Raw genomic sequence first — 18629 nt, 5'->3', positions numbered from 1 at the left:
ACCACGATCGCCGAGTTGAAGAAATACCGGCCCATGCTCGCGGTATTCCACGCGTCCGACCAGTTCCCGAAGTGCAACGACGAAGGCAACGCCCAGGGAGAGGTGAAAATCTCCTTGTCCGTCTTGAGGGAACTCATCGCCGCCCACAACAACGGCAGCGTCACCAAGAGCCCCCACACGGCCAAAATGCCATGCGAGAACACATTGAGCACCCGGCCGCCCAGCTCACCCCCACGCCCGCCGCCGGACGCCACCGGCGATGTCTTGGTGAGCGTAGCGGCGTCCCCTTTATCCACTTTTTCCACGTCCGGCAGGCCCGCGGCCTTCTGCGGTGGCAGTCCGGTCACTGTGCTTCACTCCCCACATCGCGGCGTCGGCCGGTGTTCGGCAGCTGGTGGTTTTCGCCCGGGTGAGGTACGTGAGACGGGTGAGCCATATCAGAACTCCAGCCTTTCCCGGCGGCCAAGCCGCATCACGATCATCGCGAAGAACATCGTGACAATGAGCAGCGCGACCCCGAGCGCGGTGGCGTAGCCCGCCTGCCCGTCCCGAATGCCCTTCGTGTACACGAACCACGTCAGGACCTCGGTTGAATAGTCAGGCCCGCCGGGGCCGACCGTCATGATCTGCACCACCGCAAAGGCGTCAAGGGCCATGATCCCCATGTACACCCAGCCGGTTTGCACCGTGTCCCACAGCAGCGGCAGGGTGATGCGGAAGAACGTCGTGAACCGGTTCGCCCCATCCAGCAGCGCCGCCTCATAAAAGTCCCGGGGAATCGTGCTCATCGCGGCCGAGAACAACACCACGTAGAACCCGACGTTGCTCCACACCATCACGCCCATCACGCACCACAGCGCCAACTTCGGGTCACCGAGCCAGTTCGGCTGCACCGAATCAAGGCCGATCCCCGACAGGAACGAGTTCAGGGCGCCGCTGTTCGGGTTGTACGCGAACTGGAAGATCAGCGCCACGATCGCGATCGACAGCACCTGGGGGAAGAAGTAGATCACCTTGTAGATCGACGAGCCCTGCACGCCGGAGACCACCGCGTTCTTCCGCCGCCCGCCCACGTTCAGCATGAAGGCGAAGAAAAGACCCATGCCGAGCGTCACCAGCGGCAGCACAAGCAGCAGCACCAGGTTGTTCCGCAGCGCATGCCAGAACACATCATCGTCCAGCAACTTACGGTAATTATCGAACCCGACCATCTTCAGGTCCGAGCTCAGACCGCTCCAGTTTGTGAACGAATAGTAGATGGCCTGCACAAACGGCGAGACCACGAACACCGCGTAGATCGCCAGCGGGAGAATCAAAAACCCTGCGATAAATCCGTTCTTACCGTGCCGCACTGCTACCGACCCCGTTCCTCGCCCGCGGGAACCGCCGCTGGTGACGCGTCATCACTTGTGCCGGTACTTCGTCACTGCGCTGTCCTTCGCGGTCTCATCCGCGAACTTCTGGCACTTGGCCATGCACTCCTTCGGCGACATGCGGCCGGCCATCATCTCGCCCAACGCGGCCACGCCGATCTTTTCCTTCTGGAGCGTCACGTACCAGTCTTGGAGCCGCGGGTTCACGATCTTGTCCGGGTTGGCCTTCTGCCACAGCTCCTGTGCCGATGCGAGACCGGGGGCGAGCTCGATGCCCTCCGTACCACCATTGAGGGAGGACAGCGAAGAAACCTGCTGGATGAAGTTTTGCGTGGACTTCTTCCCCAGCATGACCCGCAGCAATTCCATACCGCCCCGCGGGTTCTTCGCGTTCTTCGGCACAATGAATGGCTCACCACCGGATGCCCAGATCGTCCCGAACGGCATCTTGTCGCTCGAATCCAGCGATGAGGGCGCGCCAACTGCCATGTCGAAGTTCTTCGGAGTCGTCTTCTTCGTCTCGTTCTCCACCCATGACCCGTTGGGTATGAACAGCGCCTTGCCCTCATTCCAGGCCACCTGCGACTGGATGTGGTCAAGGCCAGGTGTGCCCTTGAGGATGTAGCCCTTGCGCTGCAACTCGTCGTACGCCTCGAACGCCGCCTTCACCGCGTCGTTCTTCCACGCGTTGGGCTCCAGGTTGTCGATGGCATCCAGCGTCTCGGGGCCACCGATCTTCGCGATGAACGGGTACAGGCTGAACGGCAGGTAGTACGGATACTTCCCCGGGTACGTCCATCCCGCGATTCCCTGCTTCTTCGCGTCCGCGCACAGCGTCAGCATGTCATCCCAGGTCTGTGGGTACTGCCAGTCGTGCTTGGCAAGCAGCGACTTTGAATACCACACCCCGTAGATGGTGTACGCGTAGTAGAGGACCCAGACCTCTTCCCCCTCGAACTGCCCCATCTCCACGACGCCCGGCCGCAGCGTGTCCCGCACCTTCTTCGACGGGTCATCAAGCGATGGTGCGTCCAGCAAATCACGCAGATCCGTGAGTTGCTTCTTGGACACCAGCGTGCCGAAGTCCATCTGCTCGGCGCCCGAGTTATCGATCAGGTCCGGCGGCGTGCCGCCGTTGAACCGAGGCGCCAGCTTGGACTGAATTTTCTGCGTGGCGGCGTGCTTGACCTTTCCCTCGGTCTTCGGGAAAGCCTTCATGTACTCGGCCTGGGCGTCCTTCGCGTACTGGTCGCCGAAACCGCCGTCGAATATGACGACATCCAGGCTCGCGCTCTCATTGATCGCCAGCGGGTTCTTCGCCGACTTCGTGCCCTTGTCCACCTGCTTCGTTTTATCGCCGTCACCCGTCGCGCACGAACTAAGCGCCGCCATGGTGGGAACGGAGATCAGCCCGAGCGCCGCCGCCCGTTTGACCAGATCACGACGGCCAAAATCAGAGGTGAATCCCATTTCAAGTCCTCGCCTTCTACAGGACTCAGGCGGTGTCAGGTCTCCCGTTCTTCGCTCGCCTATGGCGAACGGCCCGACACCGCGGGTCAGTTGGAGCTGATGTGTGCTGCATATGCGCCGGGACGCCCCGGGGCGGTAGCGTGCCAGTTCGGCGCGCGCATCCTCCGTCGGGTCCGCTGCCGTAGACAACGGCGGCTCAGACGCGACAGGTATAGTCCACTTGGCGCGTACTGGGCAAGATCGAAGCCAGTATTCGTCGGCAGTCTTTCCCGAGTTGAGACCTGCGAGACTTACGGTGAGGCCCATGGTCCGGGTGTGTCGTCAGCACACCGGGACCGCTTTTTGCCATGTGCCTGACACTTACGCCTCAGAGCTGTCCCGACGGCATCTGGCATTGCCTCCGCCGCAGCGCCGCCGACGCCCGTCCGGGCATCCGTGCCCGTGCGCTGGTGCCCGTCCGCAGACACGGAAGCGGGCCGCATTCCTGGGGAATGCGGCCCGCTGTGTTACCGAAGCCGGCAGCCGGGCTCGCGCGAAACCGCCGCCTCAGCCCGCGCGGAAGCCGGTACCGAAGGGGTGGCGAAAGGGCCGGTTTCCAGCGGCCATCCGCGAGCATTCTCGGGGCCATTGGGCGCGCCGAGAGCCAGTGCGGCTGGCCCCGGCGCGCCCGGCCGGATTCCTACTTGCGGATCAGCGACCGCAGCACGTACTGCATGATGCCGCCGTTGCGGTAGTAGTCCGCCTCGCCGGGGGTGTCGATGCGGACGATGGCGTCGAACTCCACGCCGCTGTCCGTGGTGACCTTGACCGTGCGCGGCGTGATGCCGTCGTTCAGCGCGGTCACGCCGGAGAAGGAGAACGTCTCCTCGCCGGTGAGGCCGAGGGCCTCGGCGGACGCGCCCTCCGGGTACTGGAGCGGAAGGACGCCCATGCCGATCAGGTTGGAGCGGTGGATGCGCTCGTAGGACTCGGCGATGACGGCCTTGACGCCCAGCAGGGCGGTGCCCTTGGCGGCCCAGTCGCGGGACGAGCCGGAACCGTACTCCTTGCCCGCGAGGACGACCAACGGGATGCCCGCGGCCTGGTAGTTCTGCGAGGCGTCGTAGATGAAGGAGACCGGTCCTTCCGCGACGGTGAAGTCGCGGGTGAAGCCGCCCTCGGTGCCGGGCGCGATCTGGTTGCGCAGCCGGATGTTGGCGAACGTGCCGCGGATCATGACCTCGTGGTTGCCTCGGCGCGAGCCGTAGGAGTTGAAGTCGCGCCGCTCGACGCCGTGTTCGGTCAGGTACGTGCCCGCCGGAGTGTCGGCCTTGATGGCGCCGGCCGGGGAGATGTGGTCGGTGGTGACCGAGTCGCCCAGCTTGGCCAGAACGCGCGCGTCCGCGATGTCCTCCACCGGTGCCGGGTCCATGGCCATGCCATCGAAGTACGGGGGCTTACGGACGTAGGTGGACTCGGGGTCCCACTCGAAGGTGTTGCCGGTCGGGATCGACAGCGCCTGCCACTGGGCGTCGCCCGCGAAGACGTCGCTGTAGGACTTGCTGAACATGTCCTCGCCGATGGTGCCCGTCACCACGTCGTTGACCTCGGCCTCGGTCGGCCAGATGTCGGCCAGGTAGACCGGCTTGCCCTCGGTGTCGATGCCCAGGGGTTCCTTGGTGATGTCCACCTTCATGGAGCCGGCGAGGGCGTACGCGACGACCAGCGGCGGGGACGCCAGGTAGTTCATCTTGACGTCGGGGTTGATCCGGCCCTCGAAGTTGCGGTTGCCGGAGAGCACCGAGGTGACGGCCAGATCGTTGTCGTTGACGGCCTTGGACACCTCGTCCGGCAGCGGGCCCGAGTTGCCGATGCAGGTGGTGCAGCCGTAGCCGACGAGGTTGAAGCCGACCTTGTCGAGGTAGGGGGTCAGGCCCGCCTTGTCGAAGTAGTCGGTGACGACCTTGGAACCAGGGGCGAGGGTGGTCTTGACCCACGGCTTGCGGGTCAGGCCCTTCTCGACCGCCTTCTTGGCCACCAGCGCGGCGGCGACCATGACGTACGGGTTGGAGGTGTTGGTGCAGGAGGTGATGGCTGCGACCGTTACGGCACCGTGGTCGATCTCGTACGTCGAACCGTCTGGGGCCGTCACGGTGGTCGGCCGCGTGGGCACGCCGTTGGCGGAGGCCGGGGCGTCGGAGGCCGGGAAGGACTCCTTGCCCGCCTCCTCGTCGTCGCTCACGTAGTTACGCACGTCCTGCGTGAACTTCTGGGCGGCGTTGGCCAAAACGATGCGGTCCTGCGGGCGCTTGGGGCCGGCGATGGACGGGACGACCGTGGCCAGATCCAGCTCAAGCCGCTCGGAGTAGTCGGGCTCGGCGGCCGGGTCCAGCCACAGGCCCTGCTCCTTGGCATATGCCTCTACGAGCGCGAGCTGCTGCGGGGGACGACCGGTCAGCTTCAAGTAGTTGATGGTCTCGGCATCGATCGGGAAGATCGCCGCGGTGGAGCCGAACTCCGGCGACATGTTGCCGATGGTGGCGCGGTTCGCGAGCGAGGTAGCGGTGACGCCCTCGCCGTAGAACTCCACGAACTTGCCGACGACGCCGTGCTTTCGCAGCATCTCGGTGATGGTCAGCACCAGGTCGGTGGCGGTGGTGCCCGGCTGGAGCTCACCGGTCAGCTTGAAGCCGACGACCCGCGGGATGAGCATGGAGACCGGCTGACCGAGCATCGCGGCCTCGGCCTCGATGCCGCCGACGCCCCAGCCGAGCACACCGAGGCCGTTGACCATGGTGGTGTGCGAGTCGGTACCAACGAGGGTGTCCGGGTACGCCTGGCCACCTCGGACCATCACGGTCCGCGCAAGGTGCTCGATGTTCACCTGGTGGACGATGCCGGTGCCCGGGGGGACGACCTTGAACTCGTCGAAGGCGGTCTGCCCCCAGCGCAGGAACTGGTAACGCTCCTTGTTGCGGCCGTACTCCAACTCGACGTTCTGCGCGAACGCCTCGGAGGTACCGAACTTGTCCGCGATGACGGAGTGGTCGATGACCAGCTCGGCGGGGGCCAGCGGGTTGATCTTCGCCGGGTCACCGCCCAGCTCCTTGACGGCCTCGCGCATGGTGGCGAGGTCAACGACACAGGGCACGCCGGTGAAGTCCTGCATGATCACGCGTGCCGGGGTGAACTGAATCTCCTGGCTCGGTTGGGCCTGCGAATCCCAGCCACCCACCGCGCGGATGTGGTCGGCGGTGATGTTCGCGCCGTCCTCGGTACGGAGTAGGTTCTCCAGCAACACCTTCAAGCTGTATGGCAGCCGGGCTGAGCCCGCGACCTTGTCCAGCTTGAAGATCTCGTACGACTCGTCGCCCACGCGCAGCGTGCTGCGGGCGTCGAAGCTGTTCGCCGACACGACAGTCTCCTTCATGCATGAATTCGCGCGTACCACCGCATCCTGTCGCCCCTGGACCTTGCCGATCCGCTAAGGTGTGCCTAACTTAGGTACACCTAACTTGCGCGACAGCGGTACGCCTTCCCGGCAGATATCTCGATGTCGAGATAACTCTAATACATCACCGCCGCGCGGTCATGCGCTGGCTGCCCGCGCCGGCCGCGCACACAACCCTCGACATACGGGCTACCACGCCCGACCGACCCCTTGCCCACACCGCCGCACAGGTGCGTTCACCTGCCCCCGGCAGGTCGGCCCCACCGGACGCGGGCCTCGCCCGATGGGCCACAGCCCGAGCCACCCGGGCGTTTCGCGCCGCACGCCAACGGGTGCAGCGCTGACCGGCGCCAGCGCTGCGTGCGCCGCACCACTCGCACCGCACCGCACCGCACTGCACCGCACTGCACCGCAGCACAGAGGAGACGAGGCGGAAGGTCTCCCTCCGCCGCGCGAAGGCGCCATTAGCGCGCCGCGCCGCACGAGCCCACCAGCGCGAGAACATCTCATATCTGAGATAAGATCGAACTCATGACAGACGCGTACCTCTCCCGCATCGGGAAGCTCATCCGCGACGCCCGCCAGCACCGGGGCTGGACTCAGACGGAGCTAGCCGAGGCGCTCGGCACCAGCCAGAGCGCTGTCAACCGCATCGAGCGGGGAAATCAGAATATCAGTCTTGAGATGATCGCCCGGATCGGCGAGGCCCTAGATAGCGAGATCGTCTCCCTCGGCTACTCGGGCCCGATGCACCTGCGGGTCGTCGGCGGCCGTCAGCTTTCCGGCGCGATCAACGTCAAAACCAGCAAGAACGCATGTGTCGCGCTGCTGTGCGCCTCGCTACTCAACGCGGGCCGCACCACGCTGCGCCGGGTCGCCCGGATCGAGGAGGTCTATCGCATCTTGGAGGTGCTCGGCAGCATCGGCGTACGCGCCCGCTGGATCAACGATGGCAACGACCTGGAGATCGTGCCCCCGGCTGAACTCGACCTGGCCGCCATGGACACGGACGCCGCCCGGCGGACCCGAAGCGTCATCATGTTCCTCGGCCCGCTGCTGCACCGGCTCGACCGATTCCGTCTTCCGTACGCGGGTGGCTGCGATCTCGGCACCCGTACCGTTCAACCGCATATGACGGCCTTGCGCCACTTCGGCCTTGAGGTGACCGCGACCGAAGGTACGTACCACGCCGAGGTCAACCGCGAGGTCTCCCCCACCCGCCCGATCGTGCTGACCGAGCGCGGCGACACGGTGACCGAAAACGCGCTCCTCGCCGCCGCCCGGCACGACGGCGTCAGCGTCATCCGCAACGCCAGCTCCAACTACATGGTCCAGGACCTGTGCTTCTTCCTGGAGCAGTTGGGCGTACGAGTGGAGGGCGTCGGCACCACCACGCTGACGGTGCACGGCGTCGCACACATCGACCGCGATGTGGACTACGCGCCATCCGAAGACCCGGTGGAGGCCATGAGCCTGCTCGCCGCGGCCGTGGTGACCCAGTCGGAGCTGACGATTCGCCGAGTCCCGGTGGAGTTCTTGGAGATCGAGCTCGCGGTCCTGGAGGAGATGGGCCTCGACAACGAGCGCAGCCCCGAGTACGCCGCGGACAACGGGCGCACCAGGCTCATCGACCTCACGGTCCGCCCCTCCAAGCTGAGCGCGCCCCTCGACAAGATCCACCCGATGCCCTTCCCCGGCATCAACATCGACAACGTGCCGTTCTTCGCGGCGATCGCCGCCAGCGCCCAGGGCTCGACCCTGATCCATGACTGGGTGTACGACAACCGCGCGATCTACCTCACCGACCTCACCCGACTCGGTGCCAGCGTCAAACTCCTCGACCCGCACCGAGTCCTGGTGGACGGCCCCACCCGGTGGCGCTCCGCGGAGATGATGTGCCCACCCGCGCTACGGCCAGCCGTGGTGGTACTGCTGGCGATGATGGCGGCCGAAGGCACCTCGGTGCTGCGCAACGTGTATGTCATCAACCGGGGTTACGAGGACCTGGCGCAGCGGCTGAACTCCATTGGCGCACAGATCGAGATCTTCCGGGACATTTAATAGGCGAATGCGCCGCACCCTGCCTGACCTGCTATTTAGCGTGCCAGGGTGGGTGCGGCGGCACCTTCGGGACTTCCCCAGGCGGGTTTCGGCGCGTGCGAGTTGCAGCCCGGTATCCGGCTCTTCGGGAAGCTGACCGGTACCCGGCCCAGCAAAAAAAGCGCGTCACCACGCCGACCAACGCGCCCCGGGGGCGGCAGACCGGCTTCCGCCCGCCTGCCGCCCCCGGGGGTCACGGCCATCAGCGCGTGACGTCCACGAAGATCGGGTTGGTGTAGAACCACGTGTCGAGCCACGGGTCACCCTTGCCGGGCTCGTGCGGCAGCGGGCCGTGGGGGTCGATCTTCGCGCCGAGGAAGCCCGCGCCGTGGCGCTTGCCGTCGCTGCCGCGCAGCCGCAGGTAGAACGGGTGATCCGCGCGCCCGACCGGGATGCGCAGCGTGTACGTACCGCGGCGGCCCAGTACGTCGGAGGTGTGGACGACCCGGGTGTTCGGGGCTCGCCAGTCGTCGCGGTCGGTGGCCGGTCCGTGGACCGCGCCGCGAATGACGTCGACGTGTTGCAGACGGGGCAGCACACCGTACGGGTTGCGGCGGGAGGCCGCGGTCACGGTCACGGTGAGGGTGAGCCGCTCGCCCCGCCGGGCCCGCAGCCGGCCGCCGAGGGTGGCACTGTTGCCGCGCTCGCCGCGCACCTTGACGTCGATGCCGTCGATGAGGTGGCCGTGGTCGGCCCAGACCCGCCCGGCACGCAGCCCTTCCATCACATGGCGGTAGCCGTACCGGGTGACCCCCACATGCGTGCGGCTGAACTGGCCGGGCCAAAAGTCGCCGCCGGGCTGCGGTTCGGTGGTGTTGTGCGGGTCGGGGAGGCGGCCGGTGTTGTCGAAGTTCTGCCCGGGCCGCCAGTCACCGTTGACCCAGGTGTCCTGGGCAACGCGGTGGACATCGGAGTTGGAGGTGATGGTGAAGAGCTTGCCCTCCGCCAGCATCGCGTCCCACATGCCGCCCACGGTCGCGGTCGCCCAGTCGAAGCCGCCGTGGGTGACGTACGCCTCGCGCGGGTAGCCAGGCCAGGAGTCCGCGGAGGGCGAGTTGGTGTACTCGCCGCGGACGTTGGTGTCCGCATGCCAGCCGGGGATCGCACCTGCTTGGGCGCCGGGAGCGCCCTCCATGCCGATCATGATGTCAGGGGCGGCGTCGCGCCAGCCGCGCAGCTCGTGCGGAGAGTCGATGCCGAGCCGCATGGGGTGGTTGGCGAGGACCAGGACGTCGTCCACGTACCCGGTGCGACGCTGCTCGGCCAGCCACTTGATGGCCTTGATCGCGTGCGCCTCGTTGCGCGGGGTGTCGGGGTGGTTCGGACCGCCGGCCGCGTAGCCGAGCAGCTTGCCGTCAAAAGCTTCCTCGAAGCGGGTCAACAGGTCGACCTCGTGCCGGCCGGGCGGTGAGAAGACGGAGCAGTGTTCGGCACCGGGGATGTACCACTCAAGGCCCTGGAAGATCAGCATTCGTCTGTTTTCGGCGCGGGCCCGCAGGATCTCGCGGTGCTCCCGCGCGGCACCGAACTTGGCGTGGCCGATGTTGCTGTGCTCGGTGAAGACCATCCAGTCAAGGCCGAACTTCCGCCCTGCCGAGGCTATTTGGGAGAACGTGTACTTGGCGTCGTGGCTGTAGACGGTGTGGTTGTGGTGGTCCCCGACCAGGTAGACCAGGTTGGGGACGTGGCCGTGCCCGCCGTGCCCGTGACCGGGGCCGTGATGACCGTGTCCCCCGCCGTGCCCGTGCCCGTGGGCCAGTGCGGGAAGGGGAAGTGAGGCGGCGGCGAACCCCGCCCCGAACAGGCCGGCGCGACGCATCAGCCCTCGACGGCTGAGCCCCTGCGGGTCGAGTGATTCCGCGGGCACCTGAGGGTCGGCCCATTCGGGCACAGGGTGGGTCATGACGTGCGGTTCTCCGTCGGGTAGGAAAATGTCGTGCAAAGAGGAGGATTTCTGGATCGCGGAACGATGGGGTGAATCAGGGGCGAATTCCGCGGATTCCCGCTGTGGAGTGCTGGCCGCGGGGGCGCGGGGTGCGTGACCCGTGATCAGGGCATCACCACTGGTCACGACTGTCTGGGGTACCGCGGGAGCCGGGTGCCGGGTGTCGTCGAGGGCGGAGGCCAACCCTCGAAGGGCACACCCTCCGGCGTGGGCCGGCCCAGCGGGCTGTCGCCGAAGGCGGCGAGCACGCCCGCGCCGACGACAGGCGGTTTCGAAGCGAAGCTCGCCCATCCCCAACCATGGGTGACACGAATCATCAACAGCGCTGCCAGGGAGCCGAGTTACGCCTCAACGCGGTGCGCAGAAGCCGCGGCGTTCCGTCAGCCAGCGTCGGAGTCGTACCTCGCACGGTTGGCGAACACGTCGTCCGTGTGCGTCTCGGCCCAGGTCTTGTTGCCGCGCACCATGTGATGAAACGACTGGCCCAGTGCGGAACCGTTCGTGCGTGACGGTGACGGGCACGGTGGGCGGCACGACGCGGCTGATGAGCCCGTCGCGCTCCAGCGCTCGCAGCGTCTGGGTCGGCATCTTCTAGCTGGCACCCGCCAGCGTGCGCGACAGCTCCGAGTAGCGCGTCGGCCGAGGCTCACCGACGCATGCCCCACCCGGTTGGTGCGATCCGCCGCCCGTACGCGGACTGTGCGCGCAACGTGGACTGCGCCCGTATGCGAGCTGAGCCCCGTACGCGAACCGCGGGCGGTACGAGAGCCCTGGCGGGCACCCCCAGGTCCGAGCCCGGCCGGCATCAGCTCACGGCTCGTCGCCGGGCTGGGGCCCGGCGGCCTCAGACGACGGGCCCGGGCGACGGGCGAGGGGGGCGGGACGGGCGGCGGGCGAGGAAGGAAGGGGCGTGGCGCGCTCGCCCCGTGCTCAGCCCTTTGTGGCCCGTGCCGCCTGCTCGGCCTACTCGGCCTGCTCGGCCTTCTTCGCCTTCAGCCGGACGGCCTCCTTGCGGACCTCGGCCTGCGTGGCGCGCTCGCGCTCCAGCCACTCGGGCCGCTCTTCCTTCAGCGCGTCGATCTGCTGCGTGGTCAGAGGCTCGGTGACGCCGCCGCGGGCGAGGCCCGACGCGGAGACACCCAGCTTGGCCGCGACGACGGGGCGCGGGTGCGGACCGTTCTGGCGTAGGTCGCTCAGCCACTGGGGCGGGTCGGCCTGGAGGGCGTTCAGCTCGGTGCGCGAGACCTCGCCCTCCCGGAATTCGGCGGGGGTGGCCTCTAGGTACACACCCAGCTTCTTCGCCGCGGTGGCGGGCTTCATGGTCTGGCTCATGGATTAAGGGTAACGAGCCAATGCGCAAGCGTTGACCACGAGGGCTCGCCGCCGCCCGTACCCTCCGGTGGGTCGGTCGGTGACTACGGCCGGTAGTCTGGCGAGGTGACAGGCTCGGAAGAATCTCCCGCGTTCCGGCTCGCCTGCGTACCCGGGGTGACGCCCTCGAAGTGGGTGCGCATCTGGAACGAGCGGCTGCCTCACATCATTCTCACCCTCACCCAGGTGCCAGCCGCCGAGGTCTGCGAGGCCCTGCGGAGGGGCGAGGCCGACGCGGGGTTCGTTCGGCTTCCGGTCGACGGGGACGACCTCAGCGCGATCCCCCTCTACGAGGAGACGACGGTGGTCGTCATCCCCAAGGACCACCTCTTCGCGGCGGCCGACGAGGTGGCCGTGGCCGACCTCGCCGAGGAAGTGGCGCTACACCCGCTGGACGACACCCTGGACTGGGAGCAGCCGCCGGGGCGCCCTGCTCTTGAGCGCCCTGCCACGACCGCCGATGCCGTCGAACTGGTGGCGGCGGGCATCGGCGTACTGATCGTCCCGCAGTCCCTGGCCCGGCTGCACCACCGCAAGGACCTCACGTACCGCACGATCACGGACGTGCCCACCTCCCGCGTGGCGCTGTCGTGGCCCCAGGAGGCCACGACGGACATGGTGGAGGACTTCATCGGCATCGTCCGCGGCCGTACCGCCAACAGCACCCGGGGCCGCCGCGCCGAGCCCGAGCCGAAGGCCAAGCGCCCGGAGAAGGGCGCCACGCGACGGCAGCAGCCCGCCGGGGGCAAGGGCGGCGGCAGGGGCGCCGGCAAGACGGCGGGCAAGCCCGCCGCCAAGAACGCACGCCGCGGCTCCGGCGGCCCGAAGGGCGGCAAGCCCCGCCGCAGGCCGTAACGCCTGCTGCCGGCCAGCAACCAGGGGACGGCCAAGGGGTGGCTTCTTGCTGCCCGCGAACCGATCACCCCCGGTGGGCAGCCCCCGAGAGGTCTCAGGGCGCCCAACCGCCGGCTCGCGCGGCCCCGGCCGCGGGGCACGGGTGGCCGCATCGCGGGTCACCGCATCGCGGGTCACCGCATCGCGGGTCACCGCATCGCGGGTCACCGCATCGCGGGTCACCGCATCGCGGGTCACCCGGCTCGACGCCGGGCGACCCGCGTGTTCTAGCCGGTGGTTAGAAGATCTGCGTGTACTGGTTCCAGCCGGCGGAGCCGATCTTGACCTTCGCCTGGTACGGGGCGGACGCCTTGCCCGTGCCCTTGTACAACCACAGGGCGCCGGCCTTGTCGCGGGCGAGCAGGTCGGTGCGGCTGTCGCCGTTGACGTCCCCGGTGGAGACGAGGTGGTTGAAGGCGTTCCAGCCGGGACCGACCTTGCTGCGCTGGGCGAACGGCTTGGCGGAGTCCCCGGTGCCCTTGTAGAGCCAGAGCACGCCGGAGCGGTCGCGGGCCACGATGTCCGCTCGGCCGTCACCGCTCAGGTCGTGCTGCCCGGTGATGTGCGTGTACTGGCCCCAGCCCAGACCGACCTTCTTGCGAGCGGACAGGGTCCCGTCTGACTTGGCCGGGTGCAACCACAACACGCCGGCGGCGTCCCGGGTCACCAGATCCGACTGCTTCGTCCCGCCGAGGTCCCCGGGAGACAGCAGCACGTTGTACTTGTGCCAGCCTCCACCAAGAACCCGGGTGTTGCCGAGGCTGTCGGAGTACACGAGCGTGCCGTCGCTGCCGCGCGCGTACAGGGCTGCGGACGAGCCATTGCTGTGCAGGTCCACCTGGGTCGTTGCGTCGATGCCCGCCCAACCGTCTTCGGAGCGCTCGCGCTGGCTCAGGCCCCCTCGGCCGTCGGGCCAGTACCAGTACTGGTCGCCGGACCGGGTCACGGCCCATACCGGCAGAAGAGGAGCGGACGAACGCGCGGCAGCGCGTGCGCCAGCGTCTTGCGTGGCGCCCGGTGCGGCGACGGACGGGGACGCCGCCCGATCCGGAGCAGGCACGGGCGTCGGGACGTGGGTAGCCGCTGACGCGGCGGTGCCGGTCAGGGCCGTGGCCGTCAGCACGGTCGCCAGCCCCGTCAGGGCTCGACCGATGTGATGGCCGAAGCGGTAGGTCACGTGTGCTTCCCCCCAAGGAAGGTGACAAGGACCGAGGGCGCGCTGACGCCCCCGGTGATCGCGATATCGCCTTGATCTTCACATGAAACCCATACATGTCAACTTGCGGCCCGCCAGGGCAGTTTCGGAGCTGCCACGCCTCGCCACCGAGAAGCAGGGCGTGAGCCAGGTGCAGGGCGAGCCAGGTCCAGGGCGAGATGGCGCACGTGCAAGCGAGACGAACGCGGATACGTCACCGCGCCGCACACCACGAGGGCCGTGTTCTGGAGGCCGGCGCCGCCACGCTCGCTGGTCCGACGCCACCGGCATCGTGCTCGGGCCGTCTGTGCTGGGCTGGATGGCGCCGAAGAGGCATCCCCGTCGTCGCGGTCCGGTGCGGTCAACTGCTTGTCAGCCGCTGCGGGGCGGCGCCCCGGAGGTGCGCCGGTAGGCGACCGGGGTCGTTGCCAGCGCTCGGTGGAAGTGTTGGCGCAGGCTGTCCCCGCTTCCCAGTCCGCTTCGCTCGGTGACCGTGTCCCACCCCCCAATCCGTCGTCTCCAGCAGCTCTCGCGCCCGCGCCAGCCGCTGCTGGTTGAGCCACTTCAGCGGCGTGACGCCCACCTCAGCGGTGAAGTGGCGGCCGAAGGCTTGGGTGCTCATCCCTGCTCGGGATGCCAACTCGGCGATCGTCAGTGGTCGGTGGAGTCGGGCCAGCGCCCAGCCAGGGACCGACCCAAGGCCCTCCGCCCGCCGGGGGCGGGGTCGGGGGTCGAGGGTCGGGGGTCGGGAGCGGTACGTACTGGGTTTGGTCGCCCTCCCAGTGCGGGGCCACGGCCATCCGGCGGCCGGCCTCCGCGCCGCCACCGCCGTGCCGTAGTCGCCGCGCACGATGTGTAGCCACAAAGCGATGGCCGCGGCCGTCCCCGCGCTGGTGCGGATCGAGCCGTTATCGACGGACAAGGACCGGTCACACCGCTCCCGGCCCCGCAGCGCCGACACGTTGGCCTATGTGCGACAACTGGCCAAGCCTGCCATCCGTCGTTGACAGCCCTGTGACGGCACGCGAGCATCCGTCTCGATCCGCGGACCTAGAGGGGGAACCACTGTGTCTAGATCCCTAGCCGGCAGACCGGAGGTCGCGCCGAGTCGCCGCACTGTCCTTCTCGGCCTCACGGTCGGCGCCGCCACCGTATGGCCGGGACTCCCGGCGGCGCGTGCCGCCGACGCACCGTATGAGCCGGTCCTTTACTGGAGCAAGATTCTTGAGGGCGCGGTCAAGCAAACCGGCGGGGCCCCGGGGCCCGCGGCCAGGGCGGCGGCCATCATGCACCTGGCGATGTACGACGCGGCGAACTCGATCGTGTCCATCGGCCGCCCCTATCTGGCCAAGCAGCCGGTGCTGGGCGTCGCCTCGCTCAACGCGGCCGTCGCCACCGCCGCCTACACCGCGCTGCGCGCGCTTTATCCGTCCGGTGCGTTCGACGGGAACTACGGGTTCGCCCTGTCGCAGGACACCAGCACGCAGACGGAGAAGGACAAGGGCGCGGCCGTTGGCCGAGCGGCAGCCCAAGCGCTGCTTCAGGCGCGCGCCACCGATGGTTCGGCCACCACGGTCACCTATGTCCCCGACGGCGTCCCCGGGGCCTGGCGCCAGACCAACCCGCTGGAACCGGCCGTGACGCCGCACTGGGGCAACGTCACGCCATTCGGCGGGTCTGCGCCCGGGCAGTTCCGCCCCGGCCCACCCGGCGGCTTCACCACTTACCAAGACCTTCTGCGCAGCAGCCAGTACGCCGAACAAGTCGATGAGGTCCGGGTGTTCGGCGGGCACTCCAGTACGGCCCTGACGACGGTGGTGCGCACCGCGGAGCAATCCGACATCGGCAGGTTCTGGGCCAATGATCTCGATGGCACCTACAAACCCACATCGCAGCTCTATCAGCACGCTCGCATCATCGCCCGTAAGAAGACGTTGACGCCCGCCCAGAACGCTCAGTTCTTCGCCGTGCTGTCGATCGCTCTGGCAGACGCGGCGGTTGTGGCCTGGGACGCCAAATACAACACGCCGATTGATCTGTGGCGGCCGGTGTCCGCGATCCACGAGGCCGGCTCCGACGCAAACGCCGACACAACGGCCGACCCCGCGTGGCGGCCCCTGTCCGCCGCCCTGGACGGGTCCAGTTTTACGCCGCCGTTCCCCGCTTATATCTCGGGGCACGCCACCTTCGCCGGTGCGTGGGCCGGCGTCCTGAAGACCTACTTCGCCACCGACGCCATCGCGTTCAGCGCGACCACCGACAACGGCGGGGCCACCCGACGGTTCGCCACCATCTCGACCGCTGCCAGCGAGAACGCCATCAGCCGCATTTATCTCGGGGTGCACTTCCGGTGGGATGCCGAACAGGGGCTGGCAGCCGGCGAGAACGTAGCCCAACACGTCACCACCACCTACCTCTGAGCTGCTTCGCACGCCCATGACCGCTCCCCTCCTCCGGTTCGGGGCCACGCGTGGCGAGGCGGCGCTGAACACGCGCCGCCGCGCCACGCACCCCCGTGCGGGCGGCTGGTGTTTTTCCCCCTCACCAGCCGTGCAACATCTTCGACGGTACGGCGTTGGGGACAGGCGGCACATCAGACGGCCGACCGAGGTCAGTGCACACCCAGCGGTGCATCGCCTCGTTGCCGTGCTACCAGGGAGGTACGGCGGCCTCCTCCCTCCGGTGCAGTTCGGCCGGGGGCCTCGGCCGGCCGAACTCGGGTTCCCAGTAGGGGACATGGGCGGCTGGGGGCTAGGGAAGCAACGCGATGCCGTCCAGTTCCACCAGGGCCTGCTCGTCCCAGAGTCTGACCACTCCCACCACCGCCATGGCCGGATAGTCCCGGCCAGCCAACCGGCGCCAGATGCTGCCCAGTTGGGCGGCGTGTGCGCGGTAGTCGGCGACGTCGGTGGCGTACACCGTGACCCGGGCGAGGTGTTCGGGCTCGCCCCCGGCGGCGCGTAGCGCAGTGAGTAGGTTGCTCAGGGCCCGCTCGAACTGGGCCGGCAGCGCCCCGTCGATGACCCGACCTACTCCGTCAAGCGCGGTCTGCCCCGCGAGCAGAACCAGCCGGGACCCGGTGACGGCGACGGCGTGGGTGAAGCCGGTGGGTGGCGAGAGCTCTGGGGGGTTGATGCGACGTATCACAGGGGCGGTGGGCGGGGGCGACACAGGGTGGGTGGGCGGGGGCAAGGGCACGTTCGGGGCGTCGCGCTCCGGGGACGGGGGCGGGGACAACACAGCGTCGGTGGGCGGAGCCGGAACAGCGTCGGTGGGCGGGGGCAAGGGCACGTTCGGGGCGTCGCGCCCCGGGGACGGGGGCTGGGGCGGGGTGGGGCGTTGGGGCGATGGGGAGTTCACCGGTACAGCTCCTTCGCGATGATGGTGCGCTGGACCTCCGTGGCCCCCTCGTAAATTCTGGGCGCGCGCACCTCGCGGTACAGGTGCTCCAGGGGGTGGCCGCGTTCCAGCGCGCGGGCTCCGTGGATTTGGACGGCGGCGTCAACCACGTACTGGGCGGTCTCGGTGGCCAGTAGCTTGGCCATCGCGGAGCGCCGCGCGATGCCGCTTTCGCCAGCGTCGTGTGCGGACGCCGCGGCGTAGACGAGCAGTTGGGCTGCCTCGGTGCGGGTGGCCATTTCGGCGAGTTGGTGCGCGACGGCCTGGAGGTCCTTCAGCGGGCCGCCGAACGCGGTGCGCTCCTTCGCGTGCGCGAGGGCGAGGTCGAGCGCGCTGCGCGCCATGCCAACGGCGAAGGCGCCGACGCTGGGCCGCAGCAGGTTCAAGGTGCGCATGGCGACCTGGAACCCGGCGTCCACCTCGCCGAGCACATCGGCGCGGGTGACGGGCACGGCGTCGAAGAACAGTCGGCCGATCGGATGCGGGCTGAGCATGTCCAGGTGTTCGCCGGTGAGGCCGGGGCGGTCGGCGGGGACGAGGAACGCGGTGATGCCCCGGCTGCCTGCGCCCGGTGTGGTGCGGGCGAAGACGGTGTAGAAGTCGGCCTCGGGCGCGTTGGAGATCCAGCACTTCTCGCCGGTCAGTCGCCAGCCCGCGGCCCGGGAGACGCCTGTGCTCTGCGCCCGCCCCGGCCCATCCGTGCGCCCCACCCGCCCCGCAGTCCCGGTACGTCCTACACAGCCCGCAAGCCCCGCAGGTCCCGTAGACCCCACAGGCCCCGTATCGCCGGCGCCGTTCTCGTCTGCGCCACCGGCCTCTTCGCCACCCGCCGCAACACCGCCAACGGGGTGGTCCCGACCAACACGACCGGCCAGTCCAGCAGAGCCGCGCGGGCCGCCCCGTGGCCCGCTTCGCGCACCGGCTGGTTCCGCCGCCAGGGTGAGGGCCGCGGCGTCGGAGCCCGCCCCGGGCTCGCTGAGCGCGAACGCCGCGACCGCGCGCCCCGCAACTACCTCGGGCAACCAGCGGGCGCGCTGTTCGGGGGTGCCGGACTGGACGACGGGGTAGCAGCCGAGGCCCTGAAGGGCGAGTGCCGTCTCGGCCTGCGTGCACTCCCTGGCCAGCGACTCGCGCAGCAGACACAGGTCCAGGGCGCGCACAGGGGCCTGACCGTCGAGGGGGAAGAGGCGTCGTAGCAGACCCGATTCGCCCAGGGCCGCTACCAGCGGCCGGTTCACCCGGCCGGGGTCGCAGCGCGCGGCGAGCGGGCGCAACTGTTCGGCGGCAATGGCGCGCAGCGTGGCGCACCACTCCCGCTGCTGCGGGTCGAGTGCGAAGGCGGTCACCGGCACCCCTCCTTTATCGCGACATGTTGACTGCCGTCATGAACACGTTACGCTTGGCATGCATCTTCGGGACAGGACTGCCGCACTTCCCCATCGGTTAGAGGGG

At 68.6% G+C, this 18629-nt stretch carries 13 protein-coding genes and 1 pseudogene; 4 read left to right on the top strand and 10 right to left on the bottom strand.

The annotated features are described in order from the left end of the window. From FHS42_RS37885 to acnA, 4 genes and pseudogenes are all read right to left on the bottom strand, one after another. Nucleotides 1–347: pseudogene (locus FHS42_RS37885) on the bottom strand (hypothetical protein); the annotation flags it as partial. 90 nt (nt 348–437) lie between these two features. After that, the gene (locus tag FHS42_RS33620; protein ID WP_184579675.1) at nt 438–1352 is read right to left on the bottom strand and encodes a carbohydrate ABC transporter permease; all 915 of its coding nucleotides are present in this window, start codon (nt 1350–1352) and stop codon (nt 438–440) included. Between the two features lie 51 nt (nt 1353–1403). Next, nucleotides 1404–2843 (bottom strand): N-acetylglucosamine/diacetylchitobiose ABC transporter substrate-binding protein, encoded by a 1440-nt coding sequence (gene ngcE / locus FHS42_RS33615; RefSeq protein WP_184579672.1) that lies wholly within the window; start codon nt 2841–2843, stop codon nt 1404–1406. Nucleotides 2844–3522: 679 nt separating this feature from the next. Next, nucleotides 3523–6237: an aconitate hydratase AcnA gene (acnA, locus tag FHS42_RS33610; protein WP_312867154.1), complete on the bottom strand. Its 2715-nt coding sequence runs from the start codon at nt 6235–6237 to the stop codon at nt 3523–3525. Nucleotides 6238–6804: 567 nt separating this feature from the next. On the opposite strand from acnA, the gene FHS42_RS33605 reads away from it, so the two are divergent. Beyond that, a complete protein-coding gene (locus FHS42_RS33605) occupies nt 6805–8334 on the top strand; it encodes a helix-turn-helix domain-containing protein (RefSeq protein ID WP_184579668.1) in 1530 nt (509 codons plus the stop codon). 241 nt (nt 8335–8575) lie between these two features. Here the strand turns inward: FHS42_RS33605 and FHS42_RS33600 are convergent, their stop codons facing one another. Next, entirely contained in the window at nt 8576–10276 is a 1701-nt protein-coding gene (locus tag FHS42_RS33600; protein WP_184579666.1) for a PHP domain-containing protein, read from the bottom strand. A 1005-nt stretch (nt 10277–11281) separates the two neighbouring features. Beyond that, entirely contained in the window at nt 11282–11650 is a 369-nt protein-coding gene (locus FHS42_RS33595) for a DUF5997 family protein (protein ID WP_184579664.1), read from the bottom strand. A 105-nt stretch (nt 11651–11755) separates the two neighbouring features. Here FHS42_RS33595 and FHS42_RS33590 point away from each other — a divergent pair, with 105 nt between their 5' ends. After that, nucleotides 11756–12544: a LysR family transcriptional regulator substrate-binding protein gene (locus tag FHS42_RS33590; RefSeq protein ID WP_184579662.1), complete on the top strand. Its 789-nt coding sequence runs from the start codon at nt 11756–11758 to the stop codon at nt 12542–12544. Between the two features lie 277 nt (nt 12545–12821). Here the strand turns inward: FHS42_RS33590 and FHS42_RS38865 are convergent, their stop codons facing one another. Both FHS42_RS38865 and FHS42_RS39295 read right to left on the bottom strand, forming a co-directional pair. Continuing rightward, nucleotides 12822–13760: an FG-GAP repeat domain-containing protein gene (locus tag FHS42_RS38865; protein ID WP_184579660.1), complete on the bottom strand. Its 939-nt coding sequence runs from the start codon at nt 13758–13760 to the stop codon at nt 12822–12824. 379 nt (nt 13761–14139) lie between these two features. Next, nucleotides 14140–14400 carry a hypothetical protein gene (locus FHS42_RS39295; protein ID WP_221477116.1) on the bottom strand — a complete coding sequence of 87 codons (261 nt, stop codon included), beginning with the start codon at nt 14398–14400 and terminating at the stop codon, nt 14140–14142. 247 nt (nt 14401–14647) lie between these two features. On the opposite strand from FHS42_RS39295, the gene FHS42_RS36405 reads away from it, so the two are divergent. Both FHS42_RS36405 and FHS42_RS33575 read left to right on the top strand, forming a co-directional pair. After that, the gene (locus FHS42_RS36405; protein WP_221477115.1) at nt 14648–14785 is read left to right on the top strand and encodes a hypothetical protein; all 138 of its coding nucleotides are present in this window, start codon (nt 14648–14650) and stop codon (nt 14783–14785) included. A 60-nt stretch (nt 14786–14845) separates the two neighbouring features. After that, nucleotides 14846–16198 carry a vanadium-dependent haloperoxidase gene (locus FHS42_RS33575; protein ID WP_184579658.1) on the top strand — a complete coding sequence of 451 codons (1353 nt, stop codon included), beginning with the start codon at nt 14846–14848 and terminating at the stop codon, nt 16196–16198. A 331-nt stretch (nt 16199–16529) separates the two neighbouring features. On the opposite strand, the gene FHS42_RS33570 is transcribed toward FHS42_RS33575, so the two are convergent. Both FHS42_RS33570 and FHS42_RS33565 read right to left on the bottom strand, forming a co-directional pair. After that, entirely contained in the window at nt 16530–16925 is a 396-nt protein-coding gene (locus FHS42_RS33570) for a RidA family protein (protein ID WP_312867155.1), read from the bottom strand. A 209-nt stretch (nt 16926–17134) separates the two neighbouring features. Further along, a complete protein-coding gene (locus FHS42_RS33565) occupies nt 17135–18523 on the bottom strand; it encodes an acyl-CoA dehydrogenase family protein (protein WP_184579656.1) in 1389 nt (462 codons plus the stop codon). Between the last annotated feature and the right edge of the window lie 106 nt (nt 18524–18629).

Source organism: Streptomyces zagrosensis (assembly GCF_014203645.1).
Taxonomy (GTDB): domain Bacteria; phylum Actinomycetota; class Actinomycetes; order Streptomycetales; family Streptomycetaceae; genus Streptomyces; species Streptomyces zagrosensis.
The sequence above is the reverse complement of the archived record's forward strand: the minus strand, read 5'-3'. Positions and strand labels throughout refer to the sequence as shown.